The 25,255-nt window shown below is 69.8% G+C and carries 20 protein-coding genes; 5 read left to right on the top strand and 15 right to left on the bottom strand.

Features of this window, described 5'->3' with window-relative positions:
• Positions 1–32 precede the first annotated feature (32 nt).
• The 4 genes from AC5RUW_RS00365 to trmB form a co-directional block, all read right to left on the bottom strand.
• Positions 33–329: a transcriptional regulator gene (locus AC5RUW_RS00365; protein WP_494158852.1), complete on the bottom strand. Its 297-nt coding sequence runs from the start codon at positions 327–329 to the stop codon at positions 33–35.
• Positions 322–1,038 (bottom strand): hypothetical protein, encoded by a 717-nt coding sequence (locus tag AC5RUW_RS00360; RefSeq protein ID WP_494158851.1) that lies wholly within the window; start codon positions 1,036–1,038, stop codon positions 322–324. Before AC5RUW_RS00360 ends, AC5RUW_RS00365 begins: the two co-directional genes overlap by 8 nt.
• A 91-nt stretch (positions 1,039–1,129) precedes the next feature.
• Complete coding sequence (locus AC5RUW_RS00355; protein ID WP_494158850.1) at positions 1,130–2,131, bottom strand: NYN domain-containing protein; 1,002 nt, start codon at positions 2,129–2,131, stop codon at positions 1,130–1,132.
• A gap of 35 nt (positions 2,132–2,166) precedes the next feature.
• Positions 2,167–3,015: a tRNA (guanosine(46)-N7)-methyltransferase TrmB gene (trmB, locus tag AC5RUW_RS00350; RefSeq protein WP_494158849.1), complete on the bottom strand. Its 849-nt coding sequence runs from the start codon at positions 3,013–3,015 to the stop codon at positions 2,167–2,169.
• 324 nt (positions 3,016–3,339) lie between these two features.
• On the opposite strand from trmB, the gene AC5RUW_RS00345 reads away from it, so the two are divergent.
• A complete protein-coding gene (locus tag AC5RUW_RS00345; RefSeq protein ID WP_494158848.1) occupies positions 3,340–4,911 on the top strand; it encodes a DEAD/DEAH box helicase in 1,572 nt (523 codons plus the stop codon).
• A 19-nt stretch (positions 4,912–4,930) separates the two neighbouring features.
• Here the strand turns inward: AC5RUW_RS00345 and AC5RUW_RS00340 are convergent, their stop codons facing one another.
• Positions 4,931–5,389: a pyridoxamine 5'-phosphate oxidase family protein gene (locus AC5RUW_RS00340; protein ID WP_494158847.1), complete on the bottom strand. Its 459-nt coding sequence runs from the start codon at positions 5,387–5,389 to the stop codon at positions 4,931–4,933.
• A 60-nt stretch (positions 5,390–5,449) separates the two neighbouring features.
• Here AC5RUW_RS00340 and AC5RUW_RS00335 point away from each other — a divergent pair, with 60 nt between their 5' ends.
• Positions 5,450–5,920, top strand: coding sequence for a YccF domain-containing protein (locus AC5RUW_RS00335; protein ID WP_494158846.1), 471 nt, complete (start codon positions 5,450–5,452; stop codon positions 5,918–5,920).
• Here the strand turns inward: AC5RUW_RS00335 and AC5RUW_RS00330 are convergent.
• From AC5RUW_RS00330 to betT, 4 genes are all read right to left on the bottom strand, one after another.
• Entirely contained in the window at positions 5,917–7,839 is a 1,923-nt protein-coding gene (locus AC5RUW_RS00330; RefSeq protein WP_494158845.1) for a penicillin-binding transpeptidase domain-containing protein, read from the bottom strand. The two genes, AC5RUW_RS00335 and AC5RUW_RS00330, sit on opposite strands and share 4 nt — an antisense overlap.
• A 107-nt stretch (positions 7,840–7,946) precedes the next feature.
• Positions 7,947–9,548 carry a GMC family oxidoreductase gene (locus AC5RUW_RS00325; protein WP_494158844.1) on the bottom strand — a complete coding sequence of 534 codons (1,602 nt, stop codon included), beginning with the start codon at positions 9,546–9,548 and terminating at the stop codon, positions 7,947–7,949.
• Complete coding sequence (locus tag AC5RUW_RS00320) at positions 9,545–11,068, bottom strand: aldehyde dehydrogenase family protein (protein WP_494158843.1); 1,524 nt, start codon at positions 11,066–11,068, stop codon at positions 9,545–9,547. Before AC5RUW_RS00320 ends, AC5RUW_RS00325 begins: the two co-directional genes overlap by 4 nt.
• Positions 11,065–13,194 (bottom strand): choline BCCT transporter BetT, encoded by a 2,130-nt coding sequence (betT, locus tag AC5RUW_RS00315; protein ID WP_494158842.1) that lies wholly within the window; start codon positions 13,192–13,194, stop codon positions 11,065–11,067. The genes AC5RUW_RS00320 and betT overlap by 4 nt, the downstream gene beginning before the upstream one ends.
• Before the next feature lie 394 nt (positions 13,195–13,588).
• Between betT and AC5RUW_RS00310 the strand changes: the two genes are divergently transcribed.
• Both AC5RUW_RS00310 and clpB read left to right on the top strand, forming a co-directional pair.
• Positions 13,589–14,191, top strand: coding sequence for an SRPBCC domain-containing protein (locus tag AC5RUW_RS00310; RefSeq protein WP_494158841.1), 603 nt, complete (start codon positions 13,589–13,591; stop codon positions 14,189–14,191).
• Between the two features lie 197 nt (positions 14,192–14,388).
• Entirely contained in the window at positions 14,389–17,028 is a 2,640-nt protein-coding gene (gene clpB, locus AC5RUW_RS00305) for an ATP-dependent chaperone ClpB (RefSeq protein ID WP_494005837.1), read from the top strand.
• A gap of 87 nt (positions 17,029–17,115) precedes the next feature.
• Here clpB and AC5RUW_RS00300 read toward each other — a convergent pair whose 3' ends face one another.
• The gene (locus AC5RUW_RS00300) at positions 17,116–19,935 is read right to left on the bottom strand and encodes a septum formation family protein (protein ID WP_494158840.1); all 2,820 of its coding nucleotides are present in this window, start codon (positions 19,933–19,935) and stop codon (positions 17,116–17,118) included.
• A gap of 274 nt (positions 19,936–20,209) precedes the next feature.
• On the opposite strand from AC5RUW_RS00300, the gene AC5RUW_RS00295 reads away from it, so the two are divergent.
• Positions 20,210–20,443 (top strand): DUF3073 domain-containing protein, encoded by a 234-nt coding sequence (locus AC5RUW_RS00295; RefSeq protein WP_494005835.1) that lies wholly within the window; start codon positions 20,210–20,212, stop codon positions 20,441–20,443.
• A 212-nt stretch (positions 20,444–20,655) separates the two neighbouring features.
• Here AC5RUW_RS00295 and purM read toward each other — a convergent pair whose 3' ends face one another.
• From purM to AC5RUW_RS00270, 5 genes are all read right to left on the bottom strand, one after another.
• Positions 20,656–21,777: a phosphoribosylformylglycinamidine cyclo-ligase gene (purM, locus tag AC5RUW_RS00290; protein ID WP_494158839.1), complete on the bottom strand. Its 1,122-nt coding sequence runs from the start codon at positions 21,775–21,777 to the stop codon at positions 20,656–20,658.
• Positions 21,774–23,345: an amidophosphoribosyltransferase gene (purF, locus tag AC5RUW_RS00285; RefSeq protein ID WP_494158838.1), complete on the bottom strand. Its 1,572-nt coding sequence runs from the start codon at positions 23,343–23,345 to the stop codon at positions 21,774–21,776. The genes purM and purF overlap by 4 nt, the downstream gene beginning before the upstream one ends.
• A gap of 50 nt (positions 23,346–23,395) precedes the next feature.
• Positions 23,396–23,716: a hypothetical protein gene (locus tag AC5RUW_RS00280; protein WP_494158837.1), complete on the bottom strand. Its 321-nt coding sequence runs from the start codon at positions 23,714–23,716 to the stop codon at positions 23,396–23,398.
• A gap of 86 nt (positions 23,717–23,802) precedes the next feature.
• Positions 23,803–24,162 (bottom strand): sterol carrier family protein, encoded by a 360-nt coding sequence (locus AC5RUW_RS00275; RefSeq protein ID WP_494005831.1) that lies wholly within the window; start codon positions 24,160–24,162, stop codon positions 23,803–23,805.
• A 13-nt stretch (positions 24,163–24,175) separates the two neighbouring features.
• Positions 24,176–25,195 carry an asparaginase gene (locus AC5RUW_RS00270; RefSeq protein ID WP_494158836.1) on the bottom strand — a complete coding sequence of 340 codons (1,020 nt, stop codon included), beginning with the start codon at positions 25,193–25,195 and terminating at the stop codon, positions 24,176–24,178.
• Positions 25,196–25,255: the final 60 nt, after the last annotated feature.

Raw genomic sequence — 25,255 nt, 5'->3', positions numbered from 1 at the left:
GACGGGCGCCGGAAGGGCGCGGGACGGCGGGCTCAGGTGAGACCGGACAACAGGTCCTGCAGGTTTTTGCGGTACCGGGCGTACGCGGCACGGCCCTCCGGCGTGATGCCCACGTAGGTGGCCGGGGTGCGGCCTTCGATGGTCTTGGCGACCTCGACGTAACCGGCGGTTTCCAGCTTGCGCAGGTGCGTGGAGAGGTTGCCGGCCGTCATGCCGAGCATCTTCTGCAGCTTGGTGAACGCCACCCGGTTGTTCTCGCCGACTTCGTTCAGCATGGTCAGCGTGCGCAGCCTGGACTCGGCGTGGATGACGGGATCGAGCTCAGGCACGGAACGCCCCGCTCCGGCGGCGCCGCGTGCGCAGGTGCTCGATGACGGCGCCTGCCAGCAGGCCGGTGGCGCCCAGCAGGAGGAACACGGAGAGGAAATGGTCCGGCCCGGTGACCAGGCCGATTACGGTGACCACCAGCAGCCAGATGCCCAGGAACGACTGGGCCGGATCGTTGAACGTGGTGCCGCCGGTGATGTAGAGCAGGCCGACGATCAGCACGGAGATCGAGTTGATCAGCAGCCCGCGGAGCCAGAAGTCCTCAATGGCGCTCGTGATGACCCCGCTCAGGGCGCCCATCACGGTAAAGCCGAGGGCCCAGGCGGCTCCGTACAGCCCGCCCTGGATGGCGGACCGGCCGCGGATGCCTCGGCCGCCCCGGGCGAACACGGCCACGGTGCTGATGCTGGCCGCACCCAGTGCGACGCCGAGGACCAGCAGCGCGGTTTCCGGCGCCAGGGGCAGCCACTGCTGTTTGCTCGCCAGCAGCGCACCGTAGCCGACCACCCAGGTCAGTCCCCAGAGGAGGTAGACGAAGGCGGTGTTGCCGCTGAGCTGTCGGCGGGCTGAACGCTCCGCGTCCTCGACCACGGCCAGGGCGGCGCGGAGATCGAGTGTCTCGGTGCCGTTCCCACCTTCGGCTGCGGCGCGCTGTGACGAACCCGGGACGGATGTGCGGGCGGATAGTCCGCCGGCCAGTTCTTCGCTCATGCAAAGTAGTTTGCACTGCAAAGTTCGGCGGCGCAAGAGGATGCGTCATCTTCGGGTGAAGAATCGGCAGCCGAAGCCTCCCGGCGGCCGCCTAGCTGCGGGCCGGGTCCGCGGCCTCCGGCCGCAGACGGATCAGCCGCTGCGGGCCGTCGTCGTTCAGCTCCACGAGGTCGCCGTGGGAGGTGAGGAAGTCGGTGAAGGAGCGGAACCCGAGCGGCTTTTCATTGAAGGAGGGATCCATGCGGCGCATCTGGTTCTTCACCGTGCCGGTGTTAAGCCATTCGTCGGCGTCGCCCTTGGCGTGGGCGATCTTCAGCGCCCGCATGAGCAGTTCGGTGGCCAGGGTCTGCGGATCGATGTCCTCGACCGGCTCCGGGTCTTCGAAGACCGCATTGCCCATGTGCGAGAACATGGGTACCGCAGTCAGCTGCCGGGCCTTGTCTGCGCCCTGGGCAGCGTCGGGGGCCGCCGTCGTCGCCGGCTTGCCGGCAGCCGCCGGCGGAGCGGCGTCCGCCTTCGCGACGCCGGGCAGCGAGTCATAGTCCTCGAACTCGTCGCAGGCTGCAGCCAGGGAGGTGCTGGTGGAGCCGGCGACGCCGATGCCCACCACGAAGCGCCCGAGCCGCTTGGATTTCTGGGCCAGCGCAATGTAATCGGAGTCACCGGCGACGATGATGACGTGGGTGAGGTCCGGCAGTCGGAAGAGGTCTTCGACCACGTCCACGGCCAGCCGGATATCCGCACCGTTCTTGGTGCCGCGCGTGGTGGTGGTGAACAGCTGGGTGAGGTCCACTGCCCGGGACATCAGCTGGCGCTGGTAGCTGGCGTTGACCGGCACCGACCAATCGGCGTAGGCCCGGTTGACCACCAGCGTGCCGAAGGAGGCGGCGAAATCGATGATGGCGTTGAAGTCCACGGTGGCGGCGGTGAGGCGGGCGGCGATGTCCGGATCGGCGTCGCGGCTGTGCCGGTCAAAGTCGCGGATGCCGTCCCGCTGGAACGCGTTCCTGCCGTGCAGCTGCTGGTAACGGGAAATGACGATGTTGTCGAAGTCGATGTAGAGGCCGACGCGTGCATCGCTCGGTTCAGGCATGGGGAAAAGTCCTATGGGGTGGCGGAGGGTGTGGGTTACAGGCGGCGGAAGGTCAGGTCGAAGATCAGCCGACCGGCCTGGTGGGCCTTGTTCTCGAAGCTGGTGAGGATCCGGCCCTCGAAGCGGGGCGCCCACCCGCCGCGGGTGTCGACGTCGTCCGAGGGTTCCCGGCCTTCGAGGCCTTCGGCCTGCACCCGGGTCAGCGGGCTGTCGTCGCCGGCGCGCTCGCCGGCGTGCAGGTTGGCGAAGTCGGCGGAGGCCTCGAGGACCTCGCGCATCTGCACCGCGTAGTCGGACCAGTCCGTGGCGAGCCGCCAGAGGCCGCCGGGGACCAGCACCCGGGCCGCGAGCTCATCGAACCCGGGCTTCACCAGCCGGCGCTTGTGGTGCTTGGTCTTGTGCCAGGGGTCGGGGAAGAACAGCCACAGCTCCTCGACGGAGGCCGCGGGCAGCATGGTGCCGAGCACCTCGGGGGCATTGGCCTGGACCACGCGCACGTTGGTGAGCCCGCGCTGGCCGATGCGCTGGAGGGTGTGCGCCAGGCCGGGGCGGTAGACCTCCACCGCAAGGTAGTTCCGGTCCGGATCCTCAGCGGCCGCGTGGACCACGGCTTCGCCTAGGCCTGAACCGATTTCGACGACGAGCGGGGCCTTGCGCCCGAAGGCCGCCTCGGCGTCGAACACGTAGCCGGGATCCACGGAGGTATCTGCCTGGACCCGGGGGACGTCGATCACGAAGCGGTCGGCCAGCTCATCCCAGGCCTGCTGACGGCGGCCCTGCAGCCTGGAGCCGCGGCGGACAAAGGACACCGGCTGGGTGCGGTAGCCCGGGGAGTCGGGGCCGGGGAACGGCCCGGAGCGGTCGGGGGAGGGTTCAGTGCTCATCACTCCCATGGTAGCGAGGCTGGATGCCCTCCGCCGCGGCAGGGCCGGACGCCCGGCCGGATGGCGGGCCGGAGGGCGGCGCCGTCCGGCCGCCCGGAGGGGCCGATGCGGGGAAGGCGGCCGGGATGGGCTACACTGGGGAAGTTGCTGTGCCGAAGGATCACCGTTCCGCTGCACAGCCGGCGTCGATGAACGCTCTCTTCCGTCCCGCGGATCGGCCGGCCTCCATGGCCAGGCCCGCGGTGGACGCAGTCTGATTTTTCTTCGGCGAACCCCGTGCCAAACGGCCGCGGGGACACCAACCGAAAGTGGCTTTCCGTCTTCATGACCACCTTTGCTTCCCTGGGCGTGCCCGGGGCACTGTCCGACACCCTTGCCGAGCAGGGCATCACCGAAGCGTTCCCCATCCAGGTGAGCACCCTTCCCGACACCCTGGCCGGCCGCGACGTGCTCGGCCGCGGCCGCACCGGCTCGGGCAAGACCCTGGCCTTCTCGCTCCCGCTGGTCTCCCGGCTTGCCGAGGCCGGCGCCGTCGCCCGCCGTCGGCGCGGCCGTCCGCTGGGCCTGGTCCTGGCACCCACCCGCGAGCTGGCGAACCAGATCAACAACGTCGTCGAGCCGCTGGCCAAGGCCCTGGGCCTGAACACCACCGTGGTCTACGGCGGCGTCTCCCAGGCCCGCCAGGAAAAGGCGCTCGGAGCCGGCGTGGACATCGTCATCGCCTGCCCCGGCCGGCTTGAGGACCTGATGAAGCAGGGCATCGTGTCCCTGGAGTCCGTCGAGGTCACCGTCCTGGACGAGGCCGACCACATGGCGGACCTCGGCTTCCTGCCGGTGGTCAAGCGGCTGCTGGACCGCACCCCCGAAAAGGGCCAGCGCCTGCTGTTCTCGGCCACCCTGGACAACGGCGTGGACAAGCTGGTCCGCCGCTACCTGCACAGCCCGCTGACCCACTCGGTGGACGACCCGCAGGCCGCCGTGACCACCATGGAACACCGGGTGTTCCTCACCCAGGACGTCACAGCCAAGAAGCTGCTCGTCAAGGAACTGGCCTCCGGCCGCGGTCGGCGCATCATGTTCATGCGCACCAAGCACCACGCCCGGAAGATGGCCAAGTGGCTGACCGACCAGGGCATCCCCGCCGTGGACCTGCACGGCAACCTGTCCCAGAACGCCCGTGACCGGAACCTCGGCGAGTTCGCCGCAGGCGACGTCCGGGTGCTGGTGGCCACCGACGTTGCCGCCCGCGGCGTGCATGTGGACGATGTGGAACTCGTGGTGCACATCGATCCGCCCACGGAGCATAAGGCCTACCTGCACCGCTCGGGCCGTACCGCCCGGGCCGGGTCCGACGGCACCGTGGTCACCCTGACCCTGCCGGAGCAGAAGGGTGAAGTCACCAAGCTGCTCAAGGCGGCCGGCGTGAACGTCGCCATGGAGCAGGCCAGCCATACCTCCGCGGCGGTTGCCGAGCTGGTGGGCGAGAAGGCCGACCCGGTGGCTCCGCACGTCCGCGCCGAGGCGCTGGCGGCCAAGCTGCCCCGCCAGGGCGGCGGACAGTCCACCGGCGCCAACGCCAAGCGTAAGCGCGCTGCCCGCACCGGCAGCGGCAACGGCCGCGGCGGCGCAGCTGCCGCTCCCGCCGGCCGGGGTGCCGGCCGCGGCTCCGAGGAGGCCCGCCCGCAGCGCCGCCGCGAGCAGGCAGCTGACGGCGCCCGCCAGGGCGGCCGGGGACGGCGTCCCGCGGAGGCAGGCTCGGCCCGTGCCGCCGGTGGCTCCCGGAGCAGCGGACCCCGCACCTGGACCTCGGAGACCCCCTCGGCGGCTGCTCCGGCCCGTACCCGGCGCGGCCCGCGCCGTGCCACGGCGCCGGCGTCGAACGAACGCCGCAGCTGATCTGCTGATCGGGTCCCGGCTACTCCGTCCGGGACCCGCGCTGCTGCACGATGTGACGGCGCGCAGACGACGCAATCATGAAGCGCCGTCCGTCCGTCTGTGCAGGTTCAATGCGCACAAAATGGTTCTTTTCGCCGTCCTGCCACGGGTAAATGGGCAACTGGTCGGAGTCCAGGACCTCCTCGATGGCCTCCAGCTGCCGGGCCGTGCCCTTCAGCACCACTGACCAGGCCGAACCGAGCCGGTCATCGTGGCCGTCCACCTCGAAGGCCACCGGACCGCCCGCCAGGGCTCCGGCCAGCTTGGTTCCGGACGCCGTGCGGAAGACCACCGACCCGCGGTCCACCGCGAAGTTGATCGGGAAGATCTCCGGCTGCCCGTCGACCAGCACGGCAAGCCGGCCCACGGCCGCCTCCCTCAGGTACTCCCAGCATTCGCTGACGGTCAGTGTGAACGGGGCATCATTGCGGCTCGTCATGGCCTCATTGTAGCCACCGGGGGAATGGCCCCGGCCGGGGTTCCGGGCCACAATGGGGGGATGAACGCCATCCTGAACGTGATCTGGCTCCTCTTCGGCGGCATCTGGCTGGCCCTGGGCTACGCCGCCGCCGGCATTGTCTGCTGCGTGCTGATCGTGACGATTCCCTTCGGAATCGCCTCGTTCCGCATTGCGGCGTATGCGCTGTGGCCGTTCGGCCGCACCATCGTGGACCGCGGCCGCGGCCCCGGGGTGCTCTCCACGCTGGGGAACATCATCTGGCTGCTGGTGGCCGGCATCTGGATTGCGCTGGGGCACATCGCCACGGCCATTCCGATGTTCCTGAGCATCATCGGCATTCCGCTGGGCATCGCCAACCTGAAGATGATCCCGGTCTCACTGATGCCGCTGGGCAAGGCCATCGTGCCGACCGGCCGGCCCGGGATCACCCCCTACGGGCAGTACCGGGGTCCGTACGGTCAGGCCCCGTACGGCGCCACCGCCTACCCGGGGCGGGACGGGCGCTTCTAGCCGGCGGCGCCGGCCAGGAACGCACGCATCAGCGGTCCGCCCGACGTCGAGCCCAGCTCGCCTTCCTCGACGAACACGACGGCGGCCAGGTCGCCCTGGGTTGCCGCAAACCAGGCGTGCGTGCGGGGAGGCGTTTCGCTGCCGAACTCCGCGGTGCCGGTCTTGGCGCCGGCGGGCTCGCCGGGGAGGTCCAGCAGGACCTGCCCGCCGCCGTCGGTGACCACGGCCCGCATCATGTCCTGCAGGACCGAGGCTTCGGCCGCCGTCAGTTTCGACGCGGCAGGCGCCTCGGTGCCTTCGTCGGTACCTTCATTGGAGCCATCGGCCCGCACCAGGACCGGGCTCACCCGTTCGCCGGCCGCCACGGATGCGGCGGCCACCGCCATGGCGAGCGGAGACACCAGCACCTGGCCCTGTCCGATCAGCGAGGCGGCGTGGTCGGTGCCCTCGGCCTCGGCCGGAACCGCACCGAAGAAGGCGCCCGTGCCCAGCGGGGCCTCGACGCCGATGCCCAGGTCCGCGGCGGCGTCGGCCAGCTGCTGCTGGGAGACCTCGTCCCTGGCGTTGATGAACGCCGTGTTGCAGGACTGGGCGAATGCCTGGCGCAGCGGAATCTCTCCCACATAGGCCGTCGGATAGGTGGAGGCGTTGCCGAACCGGCGCCCGTCAACGCTCACCTCGGCCGGGCACTGCACGGTCGTGTCGGCGGTGGCGCCGCCGCGGAGCATTGCCAACGAGGTGGCGATCTTCAGGGTCGAGCCCGCCGGGTACTGGCCGAGCAGGGCGGTCTGCTGGCCCTCGCTGCCGGGCCCGTTTGCCGCAGCGAGGACCTCACCCGTCGAGGGCCGGATGGCGACGATGGCCGAGGCCGAGGGTTCCTCCGCCAGGACCTCTTCGGCCAGGGTCTGCAGCCGGGCGTCGAGGGTCAGCTGCACCGGCGTGCCTGCGACCGGATCCACCTGGTGCAGCGGGGACGGCGTCCCGTCGGAGCGGACGGCCATGATGGCGAGCCCATCGATGCCGCGCAGCTGGTCGTCATACTGCTGCTGCAGGCCCGACAGGCCGACCTGGCTGCCCGGCAGCAGCGCACCGTCGGATTTTTCGATGAGCTCGGCCGTGGCTTCTCCCACGCTGCCGATCAGGGTCCGGGCGAAGGTCCGCGTGGGGGCCAGCTCACGGGTGGTGGGCAGCGCAACAGCTCCCGGGATGTCCGAGATCCGTGCTTCGATGCCGGCGTTCTCATCGTCCTGGCGCAGGACGATGGCCTCCACGAAGGCCTGCGGGCCGTTGGCCTCGACCTGCGCGGCGTAGGCCTCGGGGTCCAGGCCCAGCTCCGCGGCGAGGGTTCGGGCGGAGGCGTCGAGGGCGTCCAGGCCCAGCGTGCTCTTGTCCAGGCCCACCCGCCAGACCGGGCGGTCCGTCACCAGCGGCTGCCCGTCCCCGCCGAGAATTTCAGCCCGGTCGGCGCCGTAGGTCTGCAGCTGCAGGGCGTGCCCGTCCTCCAGCATCGGATGCACGAGGGAAGGGTGCCAGCGGCCCCGCCACCGGTCGTCGTCGGCGTCCTCGTCGCGGTCGAGCCGGAGGGTGGTGGTGTAGGTGAAGTCGTCGTCGGTATCCGGCAGGTCCCAGGTCCAGTCCAGCTCCACGGAGGCCGTCGCCGGGTCCTGCTTGCTGATTTCGCCGGCAGTGACCGTGGGATCCGGCAGGTTGGACAGGCCGCCGGTGATGTTTTGCAGCTCGAGGTCCGGAGGAGTGTCGCTGTCGGAATTGAAGGGCTCCTGCGAGATGTTCAAGCCGGACAGGGCCGCGGCGAGACTGTCCGCCGCCTGCTGTGGATCAGGTTCGGACCGGCAGGCGGTCAGCGGCAGCAACGAAACGGACAGCACGGCTGCTGCAGCGAGCAGCTTCTTCTTCCCCATCCGCACAGGGTACCTGCTGGGCCGATGGGCACCGCGCCTGTTAAGGCGTCCGGGCGGCGCCGGGAGTTCCGACGCCGCCCGAAAGGTGCGGTGATGAAGTGCGCAGGCTAGCCGGCGGCGGCCTCGGTGAGCGACGCCCGGCGGTCGGCCTTGATCAGTTCGGCGGCCCGCTCTCCGATCATCATGGTGGTGATGTTGGGGTTGACGGTCACCAGCTCCGGCATGACCGAGGCGTCGGCGACCCGCAGCCCGGTGACGCCCTTGACGCGCAGCTGGGGGTCCAGCGGCGCCATCGCGTCGTCGGCCGCGCCCATCCGGACCGTGCCGGCGGGGTGGTAGACGGTGTTGTGCGTCTTCTTGATGTATTCGATGATCTGCTCGTCCGTCTGCACGTCCTTGCCCGGGTACAGCTCTTCACCCACCCATTCGGCCATGGCCGGCTGGGCGACGATCTCGCGGGCCTTCCGGATCCCGTAGACCATCACGCGCATGTCGTGCGGGTCGGTGAAGTACCGCGGATCGACCATCGGCTTGTCCCGGTAGTCCCGGCTGCGCAGCCGCACGGTGCCGCGCGAGCGGGCGTGCGTGACGTTCGGGGTCAGGCAGAAGCCGTTCTCCGTGGTCGGGTAGCCCTGGCGCAGGGTATGCATGTCGAACGGCACCGCCCCGTAGTGGAACATGAGGTCGGGTCGGTCCAGCCCCTCCTCGGTGGGGGTAAAGATGCCGATTTCCCACCACTGGGTGGAGGATTCGGGCATCGGCTTCTTCGCCTCCCACTGGATCACGCCCTCGGGGTGGTCCTGCAGGTTCTCGCCGACCCCGGGGGAATCGACGCGGACCGTCACGCCGCGCTCCTCGAGGTGCTCCTTCGGGCCGATGCCGGAGAGCATCAGCAGCTTCGGGGAGTCGATGGCTCCGGCGGAGAGAATGACCTCCCGGCGGGCGCCCAGGTGCTTGGCGCGTCCGAACGGGTTGTCGACGACGTCGACGCCGGTGCAGCGGTTCGCGTCGTCGAAGGTCAGTTCCTTGGCGAGGTACCCGGTGAGCAGGGTGAAGTTTTCCCGCTCCATGATCGGGTGGATGTAGGACACCGACGAGGAGGAACGGGTGCCGTCGGCGCGGCGGTTGATCTGGAAGAAGTTCGCGCCGTTGATGACCGTTTCGCCGGTGTTGAACTTTACCCGCGGGATGCCGGCCTGCTCGCAGGCGTCCAGCAGGGCGACGCCGCAGGGGTCGTCGGCGGGAATGTTCATCAGGTGCACCGGGCCGGAATCGCCGTGATGCGGGGCATCAGGGCCCGCGTCTTCGTTGCTCTCGAGCTTCTTGTACAGCTCCCAGGCCATCTTGGCGTTCCAGCCTTCGGCGCCGAACTTGGCCTCCCACTCGTCGATGTCCTCGCGGGGGGCCCAGAAGGCGATGCAGGAGTTGTGGCTGGAGCAGCCGCCCAGGACCTTGGCCCGGGCCTGGCGCATGAAGGAGTTGCCGTTCTCCTGCGGCTCGATCTGGTAGTCCCAGTCGTAGCCGGATTCGAGCAGCTCCATCCAGCGGTCCAGCTGCAGGACCTCGTCAACGCCGCGGTCGTCGGGGCCGGCTTCGACCAGGGCCACCTGGACCTCGGGGTCCTCGCTCAGCCGTGCGGCCACGGCGGCTCCGGCGGAGCCGCCGCCCACCACGATGTAGTCGAATTCAGTCTGTTCCAGGGCGGTCATGATGCCTGGCCGTCCTTTCCGTTCTCGTTCTCGTGATCGGTGAACCAGTTGGTCACCTGGGGGTTGGTGTTGTGGTAGATGTGCTTGGCTTCCTGGTACTCGGACAGGCCGGCCAGGCCCAGCTCGCGGCCGAAGCCGGAGCGTCCGTAGCCGCCCCACTCGGCCTGCGGCAGGTACGGGTGGAAGTCGTTGATCCAGACCGTTCCGGCGCGCATCCGGCGGGCCACGCGCTGGCTCTTGCCGGCGTCCTGGGTCCAGACGGCGCCGGCCAGGCCGTAGTCGGTGTCGTTGGCCAGCTTCACGGCCTCGTCTTCGCCGTTAAAGGTCTCCACGGTGACGACCGGGCCGAAGGCCTCTTCGAGCAGGGCAGTGGATCCGCCCTTGACGTTGTCCAGCACGGTCGGCAGGTAGAACCACCCCTTGGCGAGGTCGCCTTCGCCCCAGGTGCCGCCGCAGCGCACGCGGGCGCCTTCCTCCACGGCCTTGGCGACGTAGGCGGTGACCTTCTCGCGGTGTTCGGGGCTGATCAGCGGGCCGGTCTCGGTGGCTTCGTCGAAGGGGCCGCCGAGGCGGATCTGCTTGGCGCGGCGCACCAGCTCGTCCACGAAACGCTCGGCGATCGGCTCCTCGACGAGCAGCCGGGCGCCGGCGGAGCAGACCTGGCCGGAGTGCACGAACGCCGCGTTCAGCGCATTGTCCAGGGCGGCGTCGAAGTCGGCGTCGGCAAAGATGACGTTTGGGTTCTTGCCGCCCAGTTCCAGGGCGATCTTCTTGACCGTCTTCGCGGCGGACTCGGCGATGATCCGGCCGGTGGATACGCCGCCGGTGAAGGAGACCAGGTCGACGTCGGGGTGCTCCGAGAGGGGAGCGCCGGCCACCGCGCCGGCACCGAGGACCAGGTTGGCGACGCCGCGGGGCAGGCCGAGCTCCTCGAGGACCTGCATCATCAGGATGGAGGTGTGCGGGGTCAGCTCCGAGGGCTTGAGGATGAACGTGCAGCCGGCGGCCAGCGCCGGGGCGATCTTCCAGGCGGCCTGCAGCAGCGGGTAGTTCCAGGGGGCGATCAGCCCGCAGACGCCCACCGGCTCGTATTCGATCCGGCTGACGACGGACGCGTCGCCGGCGTCGACCACCCGGCCGGCGTTGGAACCGGCCATCTTGCCGAAGTAGGCGAAGGCGTTGGCGATGTCGTCCATGTCGATTTCGCTCTCCACCAGCCGCTTGCCGGTGTCGAGCGTCTCGGCCATCGCGAACTCGTCCTTCCGCTCGCGCAGCCGGGCGGCCACCTTCAGCAGGAAGTCGCCGCGCTCCGGGGCGGGAACGGAGGACCAGTCGCCGCGGTCGAAGGCCGCACGGGCAGCGGCGATCGCCTTCTCGGTGTCCTCGCGGGTGGCTTCGGAGACCAGGCCGACCAGCTCGCCGTCGGCCGGGTTGCGGATTTCCCGGGTTCCGCCGTCGGAGGACGCCGTCCAGGCGCCGTCGATGAACAGTGTCGCTGTGTCCGTGCTTGCAGCGGTCATGCTTTCTCCTCCTCGCTGGCGAAGTCGGCATCCCAGTTGTCCTTGGATACCTGCTCTTCGCTGATGGATGTTCCTCCCGGCACCTCACGGTTGAGGTGCAGGAATTCCAGATGGGTCTCGTAGTGGTCCAGGACGTCGGTGATGACCTGTTCGCGGGTGTAGCCGAGCAGGTCGTAGCCGTGGCTGCCTTCGAGCGAGAAGACCTCCATGCGGTAGTACTTGCTGTCCGCCGAGGCGTTGCGCACCGCGTAGGAGGGGGTGTCGTACTGCACCGGGTAGATCTGGTACTTGAATACCCGTTCCTCGCCCATGCCGACCTGCAGGTCCACGCAGCGGATCCGGTGCGGGCCGGCCTCACCGACCGAGAGCGCGACGTCCGCGCCCTGGGACTTGAGCTCGTCGTGGACTTCGCGCAGGGCGGGCAGCGCGACGGCCTCCACGAAGCGCTCGGCCTGCTTCGGGCCCGGGTAGGTCATGACCCGGGCCAGACGCTGGCGCCAGCTGCGACCGCCGCGGGCCTCGCCGCTGCGTCCGGCGATGATGTTGGGCAGGGAGGCGCGGTAGCTGTCGGTCAGGGTGTTCTCCACCCGGAGCGCCTTGTAGACGCCGAGCATGATGAACACCAGCAGGATGGACAGCGGCAGGCCCATGATGATGGTGGCGTTCTGCAGGGTGGTGACCCCGCCGACCATCAGCATGGCCAAGGTCAGCACGCCGGTGGCCACGGCCCAGAAGATGCGCAGCCACTTGGGGCCGTCGGAGTCCGCGTCCTTGAGGTGCGAGGTGAAGTTGGCCATCACCAGGGAGCCGGAGTCGGCGCTGGTGACGTAGAAGAGCAGGCCGGTGAAGGTGGCGATGGCCATGGTGGCCGGGGCCCAGGGCATCTGCTCAAGCAGGCCGTAGAACGCCCGTTCCGGCTGGTTCATGGCCACTTCGCCGAACGCCGCGTTGCCGCCCATCACCAGGTCCAGCGCGGAGTTGCCGAAGATGGAGATCCACAGCAGGATGAAGGTGAACGGAACGATCATGGTGCCGAGCACGAACTCGCGGATGGTCCGGCCGCGGGAGATGCGGGCCAGGAACAGGCCGACGAACGGTGCCCAGGCGATCCACCAGGCCCAGAAGAACAGGGTCCAGGCGCTCATCCATTCGTCCGGCCGGTCGTAGGCCATGGTGTCCATGGTCATGGCGGGGAAGCGGCTGAGCACGTCGCCGATGTTCTGGACGATGCCGTCCAGCAGGAAGTTGGTCTTGCCTGCGATCAGCACGAAGAGCATCAGCCCGACGGCGAGGATCACGTTCAGCTCGGACAGGCGCCGGATGCCCTTCTCGACGCCGGAGACCACGGAGACGGTGGCCATGATGACGGACAGGCCGATGAGGGCGATCTGCACGGTCAGGTTCTCCGGCAGGTCGAACAGGACCGCGAGGCCGTAGTTCAGCTGCACCACGCCGATGCCCAGGGAGGTGGCGATGCCGAAGATGGTGCCCAGCAGGGCCGCCGTGTCGACGCCGTGGCCCAGCGGGCCCTCGATCTTCTTGCCGAAGATGGGGTACAGGGCGGAGCGGATGCTCAGGGGCAGGTTGTGCCGGTAGGCGAAGTAGCCCAGGGCCAGGCCCATCAGGGCGTAGAGCGCCCAGCCGGTGATGCCGTAGTGGAACAGGGTCCAGACCAGCGCCTGGCGGGCGGCTTCGGCGGTGGAGCCGTCGCCCTGCGGGGGAGCGAGGAACTGGGAGACGGGTTCGGAGACCGAGAAGAACATGAGGTCAATGCCGATGCCCGCGGCGAACAGCATGGCGCCCCAGGTGAACAGGCCGAACTGCGGCTTGGAGTGGTCGGGGCCCAGCTTGGTCCTGCCGACCCGGGTCAGGGCCGTGGTCAGGACGAAGACCACGACCAGGCTCACCACCAGGAAGTAGTACCAGCCCATGTTGGTGGACACCCAGCCCACCATGGAGCCGATGACGGCCTCGGCGCCGTCGGTGTCGATCATCGCCCAGAGGGCGATGGCCAGGATCCCGACGGCTGAGCCCGTGAAGACCGTCCAGTTGGCCCTGGTGCGGGGTTCCGGGGCCTCTGCGGGCGGTTCCGTGCTGCTGGTCGTTTGCTTCGCTGGACTGCTCATGTGGTCCTTGGATCGGCGACAGGGGCGGGCGCGCCGTTGCCCTCCGACACTGCGGAGCGACTCACGCGGCGGGCCGTGCCGGCCCGGCCGTTGCGGGCAGGGCCGGCCCCGGCGACGGCGTCAGCCGTGGCGCGGGAATACTTCGAACTTATCCAAAGCATGCTGGGGATGCCATTTCTTAGAGATCGGTCACACTTCACAAACGCCCGCCTCACAGACTTCGCGGAGTGCGGCCCGGCCATGGCCAAGCGGCGTCCGGCAGCCGGGACCCCTGTCACCGCGGGGCCAACCCTGCTACCGTCGAAGCAATCCAGCAGTGACAGCCGCCACAGCCGTCGGCTGCGGCGGCCCGGCTGCAGGCCCTGACCGGGCGGCAGCAGCAAGGAGTCGAAACATGCCTGAACTTGAGGTCAAGCTCAACGAAACGGAGAGGGGATTCGGTCTTCGGCAGATCCATGCCGGGCACGCCGTCATGGTCGTGATCGCGCGGAGCCTGCCGCATCCCATTGAAGAGGTCTGGGACGCGTTGACCGACCCCGGGCGCCTTGCCGTGTATCTGGTGGAGCCCGAGGGGGACTTCCGCCGGGGCGGCGAGTATCGGATGCCGGACAATGCCACCGGCGTCATTGAGCGCTGTGATCCGCCGCGGCTGCTGACCGTGTCCTGGATTCCCGGGCACGGACAGGCGGGCGAACTGGAGATCCGTCTGGCGGCCGAGGATTCCACCACCCGGATCGAGCTGCGGTACGCATCGGTCCGCAAGCGCTTCGTCTACGCGGATCCGGGGGAAGAGGAGTGGCCCGCAGGGCCGGGGTGGGAGTTCGTCCTGGACCGGTTGGCCGCTTATCTCGAGGGGTCCCTGACAACCCCGGCACAGTCCCTGGCGCTTGCGGACATCGGCGGCGAGGACCGCGAACTCTACGAACACCGCAACCGGCTGTGGGCCGAGGCGAAGCTGGAGTTCGACCGCGAACACCGGAGCAACGCGCGCCGCTAGGCACGGGCGGGGGCCGGGCGGCTTCGGCCCGGTGAGGGCCCTGCATCCCTGTGGAGGAGGCTGTGGATAACTTTACAATTCAAGTTGAGTTGATTACACTCAACTTTGTTGCGTTCGGTGGGTTTAGGGCCCGTACTGCTGGGCCTGCTCTCCGCCGGAAGCTGTAGGAAGAGTTTCTGAGCCAGGGAGGAACCGCCGTGGAACCGAAGTTCACGAACAAGAGCCAGGAGGCTCTCTCGGCCGCCGCGATGAACGCGAATACGGCCGGTAACCCGCAGATCGAGCCCGCCCACCTGCTCAAGGCGCTGATGGACCAGCGCGACGGCGTGGCCGTGGCCCTGCTCAAGGCGCTGAACGTCAATGTGGACGCCGTCAGCGTCGCAGCGTCCAACGCCATCCGGCAGCTGCCCTCCACCTCCGGCTCCAGCGTGTCCCAGCCGCAGTTCTCCCGCCCGCTGCTGCAGGTCATCAGCGGCGCCCAGCAGGAGGCGGAAAAGCTCGGCGACGCGTACGTCTCCACCGAGCACCTGCTGCTGGGCCTGTCGCTGGACAGCGGCGCGGCCGGCAAGGCGCTGCGGGACAACGGCGCCGGCCATGACGAACTGACCACCGCCCTGCCGGCGGTGAGGGGAGACCGCAAAGTGACCAATGCAGACCCGGAGAACACCTTCCAGGCACTGGCGAAGTACAGCACCGACCTGACCGAGCTCGCCCGCACCGGCAAGCTCGACCCGGTCATCGGCCGCGACGCGGAGATCCGCCGGGTGATCCAGGTGCTCAGCCGGCGCACCAAGAACAATCCGGTGCTGATCGGCGAGCCCGGCGTCGGCAAGACCGCCGTGGTGGAGGGCCTGGCCCAGCGCATGGTCGCCGGCGACGTGCCGGAGAGCCTGAACAACAAGACCCTCGTCTCCCTCGACCTGGGATCGATGGTGGCCGGCGCCAAGTACCGCGGCGAGTTCGAGGAACGGTTCAAGGCGGTGCTGGAGGACATCGGCAACTCCGACGGACAGATCGTGACCTTCATCGACGAGCTGCACACCGTCGTCGGCGCCGGGGCCGCCGAGGGCTCCATGGACGCGGGGAACATGCTCAAGCCGATGCTGGCCCGCGGGGAGCTGCGGCTCATCGGGGCGACGACGCTGGATGAGTACCGCGAGAACATCGAAAAGGACGCCGCGCTGGAGCGCCGCTTCCAGCAGGTGTTCGTGGGCGAGCCGTCCGTGCCGGACACCATCGGCATCCTCCGCGGCCTGAAGGAGCGCTACGAGGCGCACCACAAGGTCGCCATTGCCGACTCCGCCCTGGTGGCGGCCGCGAACCTGTCCAACCGGTACATCACCGGACGGCAGCTGCCGGACAAGGCCATCGACCTGGTCGATGAGGCCGCGTCCCGGCTGCGGATGGAGATCGATTCGGCGCCGGAGGAGATCGATGAGCTGCGCCGCGCCGTCGACCGCCTCACCATGGAGGAGCTGGCCCTGGCCAACGAAACCGACGAGGCCTCGGTGGAACGGCTGGAGGCGCTGCGCGAGGACATGGCCAACAAGAAGGAACAGCTGGCCGCGCTCAATGCCCGGTGGGAGGCCGAGAAGGCCGGCCTGAACCGGGTGGGCGACCTTAAGGCCCGCATCGACGAGCTGCGCGGGGTGGCCGAGCAGGCCCAGCGCGACGGCGACCTGGCCGAGGCGTCCCGCATCCTCTACGGCGAGATCCCGAACCTGCAGAAGGAGCTCGACGTCGCGCAGAAGGCCGAGGAGGAGGAATACGGCGGCCAGGCCCGCGAGCTCATGGTCTCCGAGGAAGTCACGGCCGATGACATCGCCGACGTCGTGTCCGCCTGGACCGGTGTTCCCGCCGGACGGATGCTGCAGGGCGAATCCCAGAAGCTGCTGCACATGGAGGAGGCCCTCGGGTCCCGGCTGATCGGCCAGAAGCGCGCCGTCACCGCCGTCTCCGACGCCGTCCGGCGCTCGCGGGCGGGCGTCGCCGATCCTAACCGGCCGACCGGGTCGTTCCTGTTCCTGGGCCCGACCGGCGTCGGCAAGACCGAGCTGGCCAAGTCCCTGGCCGAGTTCCTGTTCGACGACGAGCGGGCCATGGTGCGCATCGACATGAGCGAGTACGCCGAGAAGCACTCGGTGGCCCGGCTGGTCGGTGCCCCTCCGGGATACGTGGGCTATGAGGAGGGCGGCCAGCTCACCGAGGCCGTGCGGCGCCGTCCGTACTCCGTGATCCTGCTCGATGAGGTGGAGAAGGCGCATCCGGAGGTCTTCGACATCCTGCTGCAGGTGCTCGACGACGGGCGGCTCACCGACGGGCAGGGACGGACCGTGGACTTCCGGTCCACCATCCTGATCCTCACCTCGAACATCGGGTCTCAGTTCCTGGTGGATCCGGGGCTGAGCGATGAGCAGAAGCGCGACGCCGTGATGAACATGGTCAACAGCAGCTTCCGGCCCGAGTTCCTGAACCGGCTCGACGACGTGATCCTGTTCGATCCGCTGAGCCTGGAGGACCTGTCGCGGATCGTGGACCTGCAGGTCCAGGCGCTGGCGGAGCGGCTCCGCGACCGCCGGCTGGTCCTGGACGTCACCGACGCCGCCCGCGAATGGCTGGCGCTCACCGGCTACGACCCCGGCTACGGTGCCCGGCCGCTGCGCCGGCTGGTGCAGCGCGAGATCGGGGACCAGCTGGCCAAGGGCATCCTGGCCGGCAGGATCAGCGACGGCGACACGGTGCTGGTGGACCGGCCGGAGGAGAGCCTGGATGTCTCCGGCGACGGCGGCCTGTCGGTGGGGCCGCAGGGCCTCACGGTCGAGGCGGCGCGCGCGTAGCCGCACGGCCCCGGCGAGACGCAGGAGGGGAGGCACCCGTGGGTGCCTCCCCTCCTGCGTCTACCCGGTTTCCTCAGTGCTCCGGGATCAGGGTGCGATCATCGACGCTTCCAGCTCGTCTCCGTTCGGGGAGACGACGAAGCAGTCGATACGGCGGTCGCCGCGCTCCCAGCTGCCCTCGGTCGGGATCGCCCGGTTGAGTTCCAGGTCCGGGTAGTCGGACACGGCCGCCGAATACGGGGCAGCGGAGCACAGCTGCTCCGCCCGTTCGGACAGCTCGTCCGCGCCGGGGAAGCCGTCGTCGTCCGGGTAGGTTTCGCTGGCCACGAGCTGGGCGTTGTGCGGGGTCTCGCAGGTGACAACGTCCACAGTGCTGCTCACGCCTTCATATCCGCGCAGGCAGTCTCCGGCGGTCAGGTCATTGGCGGCCACACCCTGCCGGAGCACTCCCTCCCCGGGTTCCCCGGGGCCGAGAATCCGGGTCAGCAGCAGCACGGCCAGCAGCACCAGGATGCCCGCGAGGCCGATCATCACCAGGGTGCGGCGGTTGGCGGCACCCTTCCGCTGCGGCGCCTCCGCTTCCCGCCGGGCGCGGCGCGAGTCCGACGCCGGGACCGGGCTGGCCACCACGACGGGCTCTTCCGGACCGTCCGCGTCGTTCGGCGCCGCCGTGAGCCGGCCGGTGACCGGCGCCGCAGCGGCGATCCCTGCGGTGTGGGACGGGCCGGCGTCCCGATCCTCGGCAGGAGCCGGGGCCGATTGCCCTTCCTGCCCGGCTTCCTTGGGTCCGGTGCCGGATTCGGCGGCGGAAGCGCCCGCTGCGGAAGCGCCGGTGGCGGAACCATCCGCCGCAGAATCGCCTGCGGCAGCCGTGCCGGCCGCGGAAGCGGTGTCGGCTTCGGTGTCGGTATCGGTGTCGGTATCGGTTGGCAGCCCGTCGGCCGACGGATCGGCCACAGTCTCCGCGGCGGCGTCGACATCGGTGTCCGTGTCCGTCTCGGTGCCGGTGTCTGTGTCGGATTTCGTGTCAGCGTCCGACGTGATGTCGGCCGGCGACGTGGGTTCATCCGCGTTGGCCTCGGGACGTGTGTCGGGATCGGAGACTTCCGCCTCTGCTCCTGCCTCCGCCTGGGTTCCGGGCTTGGCGTCGGCGTCGGCGTCAGCGGCGGTTTCGGCGTCGGTGTCGGAACCGGCCTCTGCGTCAGGGCCCACGTCAGCACCGGGCTTGGAACTGTCCTCCCCGTCCTCGGCCTCAGCATCGTCGGCGGACCCCGGAGCATCGGTGGAATCCGCACCAGCGGATGGCCGGGCCGCAGGGAAATCGGAGCCCGGCGGAAGGGGCTCACCGCCGGCGACGATGCGGCCGGCTTCGGCAGCCTCCTCTTCAACCGCACGGGCTTCCTGGGTCGCGTCGCGGACTCCTGAGGCTTCCGCCACGTCTGCGCTGACGGCGGCACCCGCAAGCGTGGGTTCCTCAAGCTGGATGTCCTCAGGATTCGTGACCTGGACGTCCTCGTCGGCGGCTGCGGGATCGGGCGGGGCAGCTGTGCCATCCGCGGGCGCGCCGTCGCCGGCAGCCTCCGAGGCGCCGGCTTCCCGGCCGGTATCAGCCGCATCCGCAGCGTCGGAGGAAGCGCCGGTGGGGAACTCCGTACCCGGCGGCAGGGGCTGCCCCCCGGCCGCGAGCCTTCCCGCCTCAGCGGCTTCCTCTTCCACCGCGCGTGCCTCCGAGGACGCGTCCTCCACACCCGCAGCCGCGGCTGCGTCGGCGCTGATGGCGGGCTCGGCCAGCGTCGGTTCCTCCAGCTGAAGGTCGTCCGGAGCGGTCACGGCAGCTTCGGCTTCCGCCACGGCGGCTTCCGGTGCCACGGCGGCGACAGCCGGCGCCGCCGTGGCACCGGCGACGCCGGCCGCCTCGGCCGCCTCGGCGGCGGAGGTCTTTCCGGCGTTGTCGGCGTCGCCTGCCCTGTCGGCGTCGCCGGGCTCAGCGCCCGCCGCGTCGGTGGACGTGGCATCAGTTGCCCCGCCGGCCGGCTCACCGTCCGGTGCCTGCACCTCGAAGGCCTGGGTCCAGGTGTCGACGTCGTGACCCCCGTCGGCGGACAGCCAAGCCGGGGGAGCGGTGTGCGAGGCGAGATCAATCAGCCCGGTAGCGGGAGCAGGGTCGGAGGAAGCGGTCGGGGTCCCGGTGTCCCCGGCTCCGGCGTCCCCGGTGTCCACGGTCCCGTCGGCGCCCGCCGCCGGCGAGGCTGATGCGTCCTCATCGGCTGCGACGTCGGGTCCGGCAGCCTCCTGTGACCCGTCAGCCTGGACGCCGGCTGCCGCCTCCTGCGACGCGTCAGCGGTGGGGGTTGTGCCGTTCGCAGCAGCCGCGGACTCCTGGACGTCGAAGGCGGCTGTCCAGGTCTCGGCGTCGCGGCTGTCGTCAGGGGAGAGCCAGGCCGGAGCAGGAGTATGGGCCACCAGATCGATCATGCCGGTTGCCGGGGCTGCATCGGCAGCTGCGGAGGGCGCCGGCTCTGAACCGGTGGACTCTGTGTCAGCAGCATCGTCCGGCGAGCCGGACGCAGCGGGGGAGGCGTCGGAGACCGGGCCGGGGGCAGGGGCGTCGGCCCCCTCCTTCGCAGCCGTGTTCCCGGCGTCGGTGCCGGCTGGAGCGTCCGCTGCGGCAACGGTGCCGCCCTCGGGGCCTGTTGCCCTGTCAGCGTCAGGGTCCGCGGCGGCCGGATGCCCGGTCTCCCCGGCCGTGCCCTCCCGGGCTGCACCGTCCTGCCGGTCATCCTTGCCCTTGCGCCGGCCGAACAGGCTGCGCGCCAGTCCCTTCAGTCCACCGCCCTCCGGCTCGGGACGGCCAGGCGTCTGCTCCGGGGAGGGATCCTCTCCGGGTGTGTTCTTCTGATCGCTCATGGTGAACGCCTGATCCTCCCTGTCGGGGGCACACGTGTGCCCCGCAAAATCCTTCTCACCCCCGACTTTAGCCAATGCCGGCCCCGCAACGCAGGATGGTGGCGTACCCGGTTCCCGGCCGATGCGGGCCTCAGGGGCACCGGACGCCGTCGCGCGCCCACAAGGCAGCCGGAAAGCATGTAACCTGTAGTTACGACAAATTGACCAATTATTCCGGGGCCTCGCTCGTGCCCGAGCGACCTCTTCCGGATCGACGCAAAAAGGGGGTCACGCCATGGGGCGCGGCCGTCAGAAGGCAAAAGCTACCAAGCAGGCTCGGGAGATGAAGTACTTCACCCCGGCCACGGACTATTCGGCGCTGCAGCGTGAGCTGTCGGGTCCGTCGAATCGTCCCTCGAGTCGCTACCCCGAGGAACCGGCAGAGCCGGACTACTCGGTGTATGAAGACAAGTACGCGGATCAATTTGGCGACGATAACGATGATGAGGACACCCGCCGCACCGGCTAGCCGCGGCAGCAACTTTTCAGGCGTTGGCGACCAGCCATACTTCAGCGGATCACCCATCGGGCGGATCCGCTGAAGGCTGTTAACGGGCAGTCCGCGCCTGTGTGCCGCTTCAGGCCTGCAACAGCGCCGCCGTCTCCCCGCCGGCGGGGAGGATCCAGGAGACCGGAAGGCGGGGACCCGGTGGATCCCCGCCTTCCGAATGCTGCTGAGGTTTAGCCCGGCTGGCCCGCGTAGCGGCCGACGAGCCTGACGGCGCCGCCGTCCACGCCCTTGGCTCCCTGCACATAGTCGGGGTCGGACCCCGGTGCGGACTCCGCGGCGCCCACGGTGCCCATGACCCAGGCCGGAACGCCACGTGCGGCGAGGCGGGCCAGGGCCGCATCGGCTCCGCCGGCGTCGACGATCGCGACCATGCCCACGCCCAGGTTCAGGGTGCGCTCCAGGTCCGGCAGCGGCACGTTTCCGAGTTCGCTGACCAGTCGGAAGATCGGCGGCAGCTCCCAGGTGGAGCGGTCCACGGTGGCCTGCAGGCCCTTGGGCAGCACTCGTGCCAGGTTGGCGGCGAGCCCGCCTCCGGTGACGTGGCTGAAGCCGTGCACTCCGGCGGGCTCGTGGCGGGCCAGGTCCAGGCAGTCGGCCGCATACACGCGGGTCGGTTCCAGCAGCTCCTCACCCAGTGTGCGCCCGAGTTCGGAGACCTGCCGCTCCAGCTGCCAGCCGGCATGGTTGACGACGCGGCGGACCAGTGAATAGCCGTTGGAATGCAGGCCGGAGGAGGCCATCGCAATGACCACGTCACCCTCGCGGACCCGCTCCGGGCCCAGGAGCTGATCAGCTTCGACGACGCCGGTGGCGGCGCCGGCGACGTCGTACTCATGCTCGCCGAGCAGTCCGGGGTGCTCGGCGGTCTCCCCGCCGACCAGGGCGGTGCCGGCCACCTCGCAGGCGGCCGCGATGCCGCGTACGATGCCCGCAATCCGTTCGGGAACGACCTTGCCGCAGGCGATGTAGTCGGTCATGAACAGGGGCTCGGCGCCCACCACCACGATGTCGTCGACGACCATGCCGACCAAGTCGAAGCCGATGGTGTCGTGGATGTCCATGGCCTGCGCGATGGCCACCTTCGTGCCGACCCCGTCGGTGGAGGTGGCCAGCAGCGGCTTCCGATAGGTGAGCAGCCGGGAGACGTCATAGAGTCCGGCAAATCCGCCGACCCCGCCGAGGACCTGGTCATTGTGCGTGGCCTTGATGGCTGCCTTCATCAGCTCCACGGCGCGGTCGCCCGCTTCGACGTCGACGCCGGCGGAGGCATAGGTGATGGCGTTCTCGCTCATACGGATTCTTTCTTGTCGGATGCGGTGACGAGGGGTTCAAGTTCACTGTCCGGGCCGGGATCGCAGCCGTTGGAGCCGGCGGCCTGCGCGGCCGGGCTGCAGCCGCCGGCCGATTCGAGCAGGTTCTTGCCGAGCCGGTCCGCGGACGGAAGGGGAATCGGGTAGCTCCCGGTAAAGCACGCGGTGCACAGGCGTTCGCGCGGCTGCTCTGTGGCGCCGATCATCCCCTCCTCGGAGATGTAGGCCAGTGAATCCGCACCGATGGAGGTGCAGATCTCCTCGGTATCCGCCCCGTTGGCGATCAGCTCCGCGCGGGAGGCGAAGTCGATGCCGTAGAAGCAGGGCCACTTGACCGGCGGCGAGGAAATCTTCACGTGGACCTCGGCGGCGCCCACCTCGCGCAGCATCCGCACAATGGCCCGCTGGGTGTTGCCGCGCACGATCGAGTCGTCCACCACCACCACGCGCTTGCCGCGGATCACCGACTCCAGCGCGTTGAGCTTCAGCTTGATGCCCAGCTGCCGCAGCGTCTGGCTGGGCTGGATGAAGGTGCGGCCCACGTAGGCGTTCTTGACGAAGCCGTGCGCAAACGGAATTCCCGATTCCTCGGCGTAGCCCACGGCCGCGGGCGTGCCGGACTCCGGAACCGGAATGACGATGTCGGCGTCGTGCGTGTTCTCGCGGGCCAGCTGGCGGCCCATTTCCACCCGGGATTCGTAGACCGAGCGCCCCGAGATGCTGGCATCCGGGCGGGCGAGGTAGACGTATTCGAACACGCAGCCCGCCGGCGTCGCCGGGGCGAAGCTCTGGGAGCGCACGCCGGTTTCGTCGATTGCAATGAACTCGCCGGGCTTGATCTCCCGGATGAAGCTGGCGCCCACCGTGGCCAGCGCGGCCTGCTCGGAGGCCACCACCCAGCCGCGCTCGAGCCGGCCCAGGACCAGCGGCCGCACCCCGTAGGTGTCGCGGGCGGCGTACAGGGTGTGCTCGTCCATGAAGACGAAGGAGAACGCTCCGCGCAGGGTCGGCAGCAGGTCCAGGGCGGTCTGCTCGAGGCTCCGTCCGTCGTTGCCGTTGAGCAGTGCGGTGACGAGCGCGGTGTCGGAGGTGTTGCCCTGCGCGATTTCGCCCTGCCGCGGGCGGCCTTCGCGTTCAAGGATCCGTTCATAGAGCTCGGCCGAGTTGGTCAGGTTGCCGTTGTGGGCCAGGGCGACCGTGCCCTCGGAGGTGGCGCCCAGGGTGGGCTGGGCGTTGGCCCAGTGCGAGCCGCCCGTGGTGGAGTAGCGGCAGTGGCCGATCGCGATGTGCCCCTGGAGGGTGTTCAGCGTGGATTCGTCAAAGACCTGGGACACCAGGCCCATGTCCTTGTAGACGCTGATCCTGTTGCCGTCACTGGTGGCGATGCCCGCGGACTCCTGTCCACGGTGCTGCAGCGCATACAGCCCGTAATAGGTCAGTTTGGCGACTTCCTCCCCGGGGGCCCAGACGCCGAAGACGCCACAGGCGTCTTGGGGTCCTTTTTCTCCGGGAAGCAGGTCATGGGAAAGCGTACCGTCACCGCGTGCCATGCGAGCATTCTCTCACGGGACGGGGGCCGGGACGCCCCCGTGCGCAAGCGTTACGGCGCGGTCGGACCGGAGCCCTCGGCGTCGTCGTCCGCGTCCGCCTCGACGACGGCCCGGCGGGTGCGGCGGACACTGATCCGGTCCATCAGCAGCACGGCGAGTGCGGCCAGGCCGACGCCGATCAGGGCGAACAGGATGGTGAACAGGCCCAGCGCCGCCTCCCGGGTGTAGTCCGGGTGCGCCGGGCCGGTGTAGGCCACCACCAGGGCCGCGAGGAAGCCCAGCAGGGCGCCGAGGGCAAGGAACGGAGCGTACTTGGGGGCGCGGCGGATCGTGATCTCGCGGCGCTCGGGGCCGGGCTGGGGGGAACTCATGGAGGAAATTCTACCGGGGGTAGAGACGCCCGCGGACGTTTCCGCCGGCGGCGGAGCGGCCCCTCCTCACGCCGCCGATGTCCAGCTCAGGCGCCGGGGAAGAGCGGCAGCCACTCGGTGAGGTCCGCCCGAAGGCCGGACGCCGACACCTTGCCGGCCGCGGTGGCTTCCGCCCAGGTGGACCGGCCGGTCACCAGCTCCAGCCAGGTGGCGGCGTCGGTCTCCACGACGTTCGGGGGAGTGCCGCGGGTGTGCCGGGGCCCCGGCACGCACTGCGTCACGCCGAACGGCGGCACCCGCACCTCCACGCTGTTGCCCGGCACCCGCTCGGCCAGTTCCTCCAGGGTGTAGCGCACGGCCATGGCCTTCGTGGCCCGGGGTGCGTCGGGGCCGGCTGCGGCGAGGGCCGCGCGGCCGTCTTCGGGGCTGATCCGCCGTCGTGCCATGTCTGTCCGGTCCTCAGCCCAGCAGGGCCTCGTCCAGCACCGACGCGACCGGGGCGCCCAGGCGCAGCTGGCCGACCGGCTGCCCGCCGCCGAGCACCGGCGGCACCACCTGTTCGAGCGCCCGTACCGTGGCTTCGGGGTCGACGACGCCGGTGGCGGCCAGCAGGGTCAGGCCCACCAGGGTGGCGGCGCGGGTGTTGCCGTCCAGCATCTTCAGCGCCACCGACACCCCGGTGGGCGTGCCGAGCACCAGCACTCCCTCCGCACCATTCTTGGCGATGACGCCCAGCTCCTCCATCACCACCGTGTTCTCCCGGCCGTGGCCGTGCACCGCCCACGGGTAGTCCAGCATGGCGGTGGCGACCGTCGCGGCGCGGGCGTCGCCCTCCTTGGCCGAGGGCGCCTTGGCCAGCCGGCCGATGCCGCGGGCCAGGCCGGTGAGGGAGACTGCGGCCAGCGGGGCGCCGCAGCCGTCCACGGCCCAGTGCGCCACGGGTTCGCCGCAGAACTCTTCGATGACGGCGCCGACCTGCTGCTGCAGCGGGTGGCTGCGCTCAAGGTAGGTGGCGTGATTCCAGTTGTTTTCGGTGCAGGCCCACAGGAAGGCTGCGTGCTTGCCGGAGCAGTTGAAGCTGATGCGGCGCTTGCCCTGCCCGGAACGGATCAGTTCGAACCGCATCGCCTCGTCCTGCGGCCAGTCGGCCGGGCACTGCAGGTGCTCCTCCGTCACGCCGGCGGCGGTCAGCATGGACTCGACGACGTCCTGATGCTCGCGGGCGCCCACGTGGCTGGCTGCGGCCAGGGCCACCTGCGGGCCGCGCAGCGGAACGCCGGAGCGCATGGCGGCGATCGCCTGGAACGGTTTCAGGGTGGAGCGGGGGAAGATCGGCGAGGTGATGTCGCCCAGCTGCGTCACCACGGTCCCGTCGCCGGCCATCACGACGGCGGAGCCGACGTGGCGGGATTCAATGAAGCCGTTGCGTTCCACAACGGCAAGCTCGACGGCGTCGGACGCGGTGAAGGTAGCTGCCATAATGCCAGTCTACGGAGGATCGACGGATGCTCCGGGACGCGGACCCGGCCGAAGCGCCGG

This window comes from Arthrobacter sp. Y3222053 (genome assembly GCF_059092805.1).
Note: the sequence above shows the minus strand (reverse complement) of the source record. Positions and strands in the feature narration are given on the sequence as shown.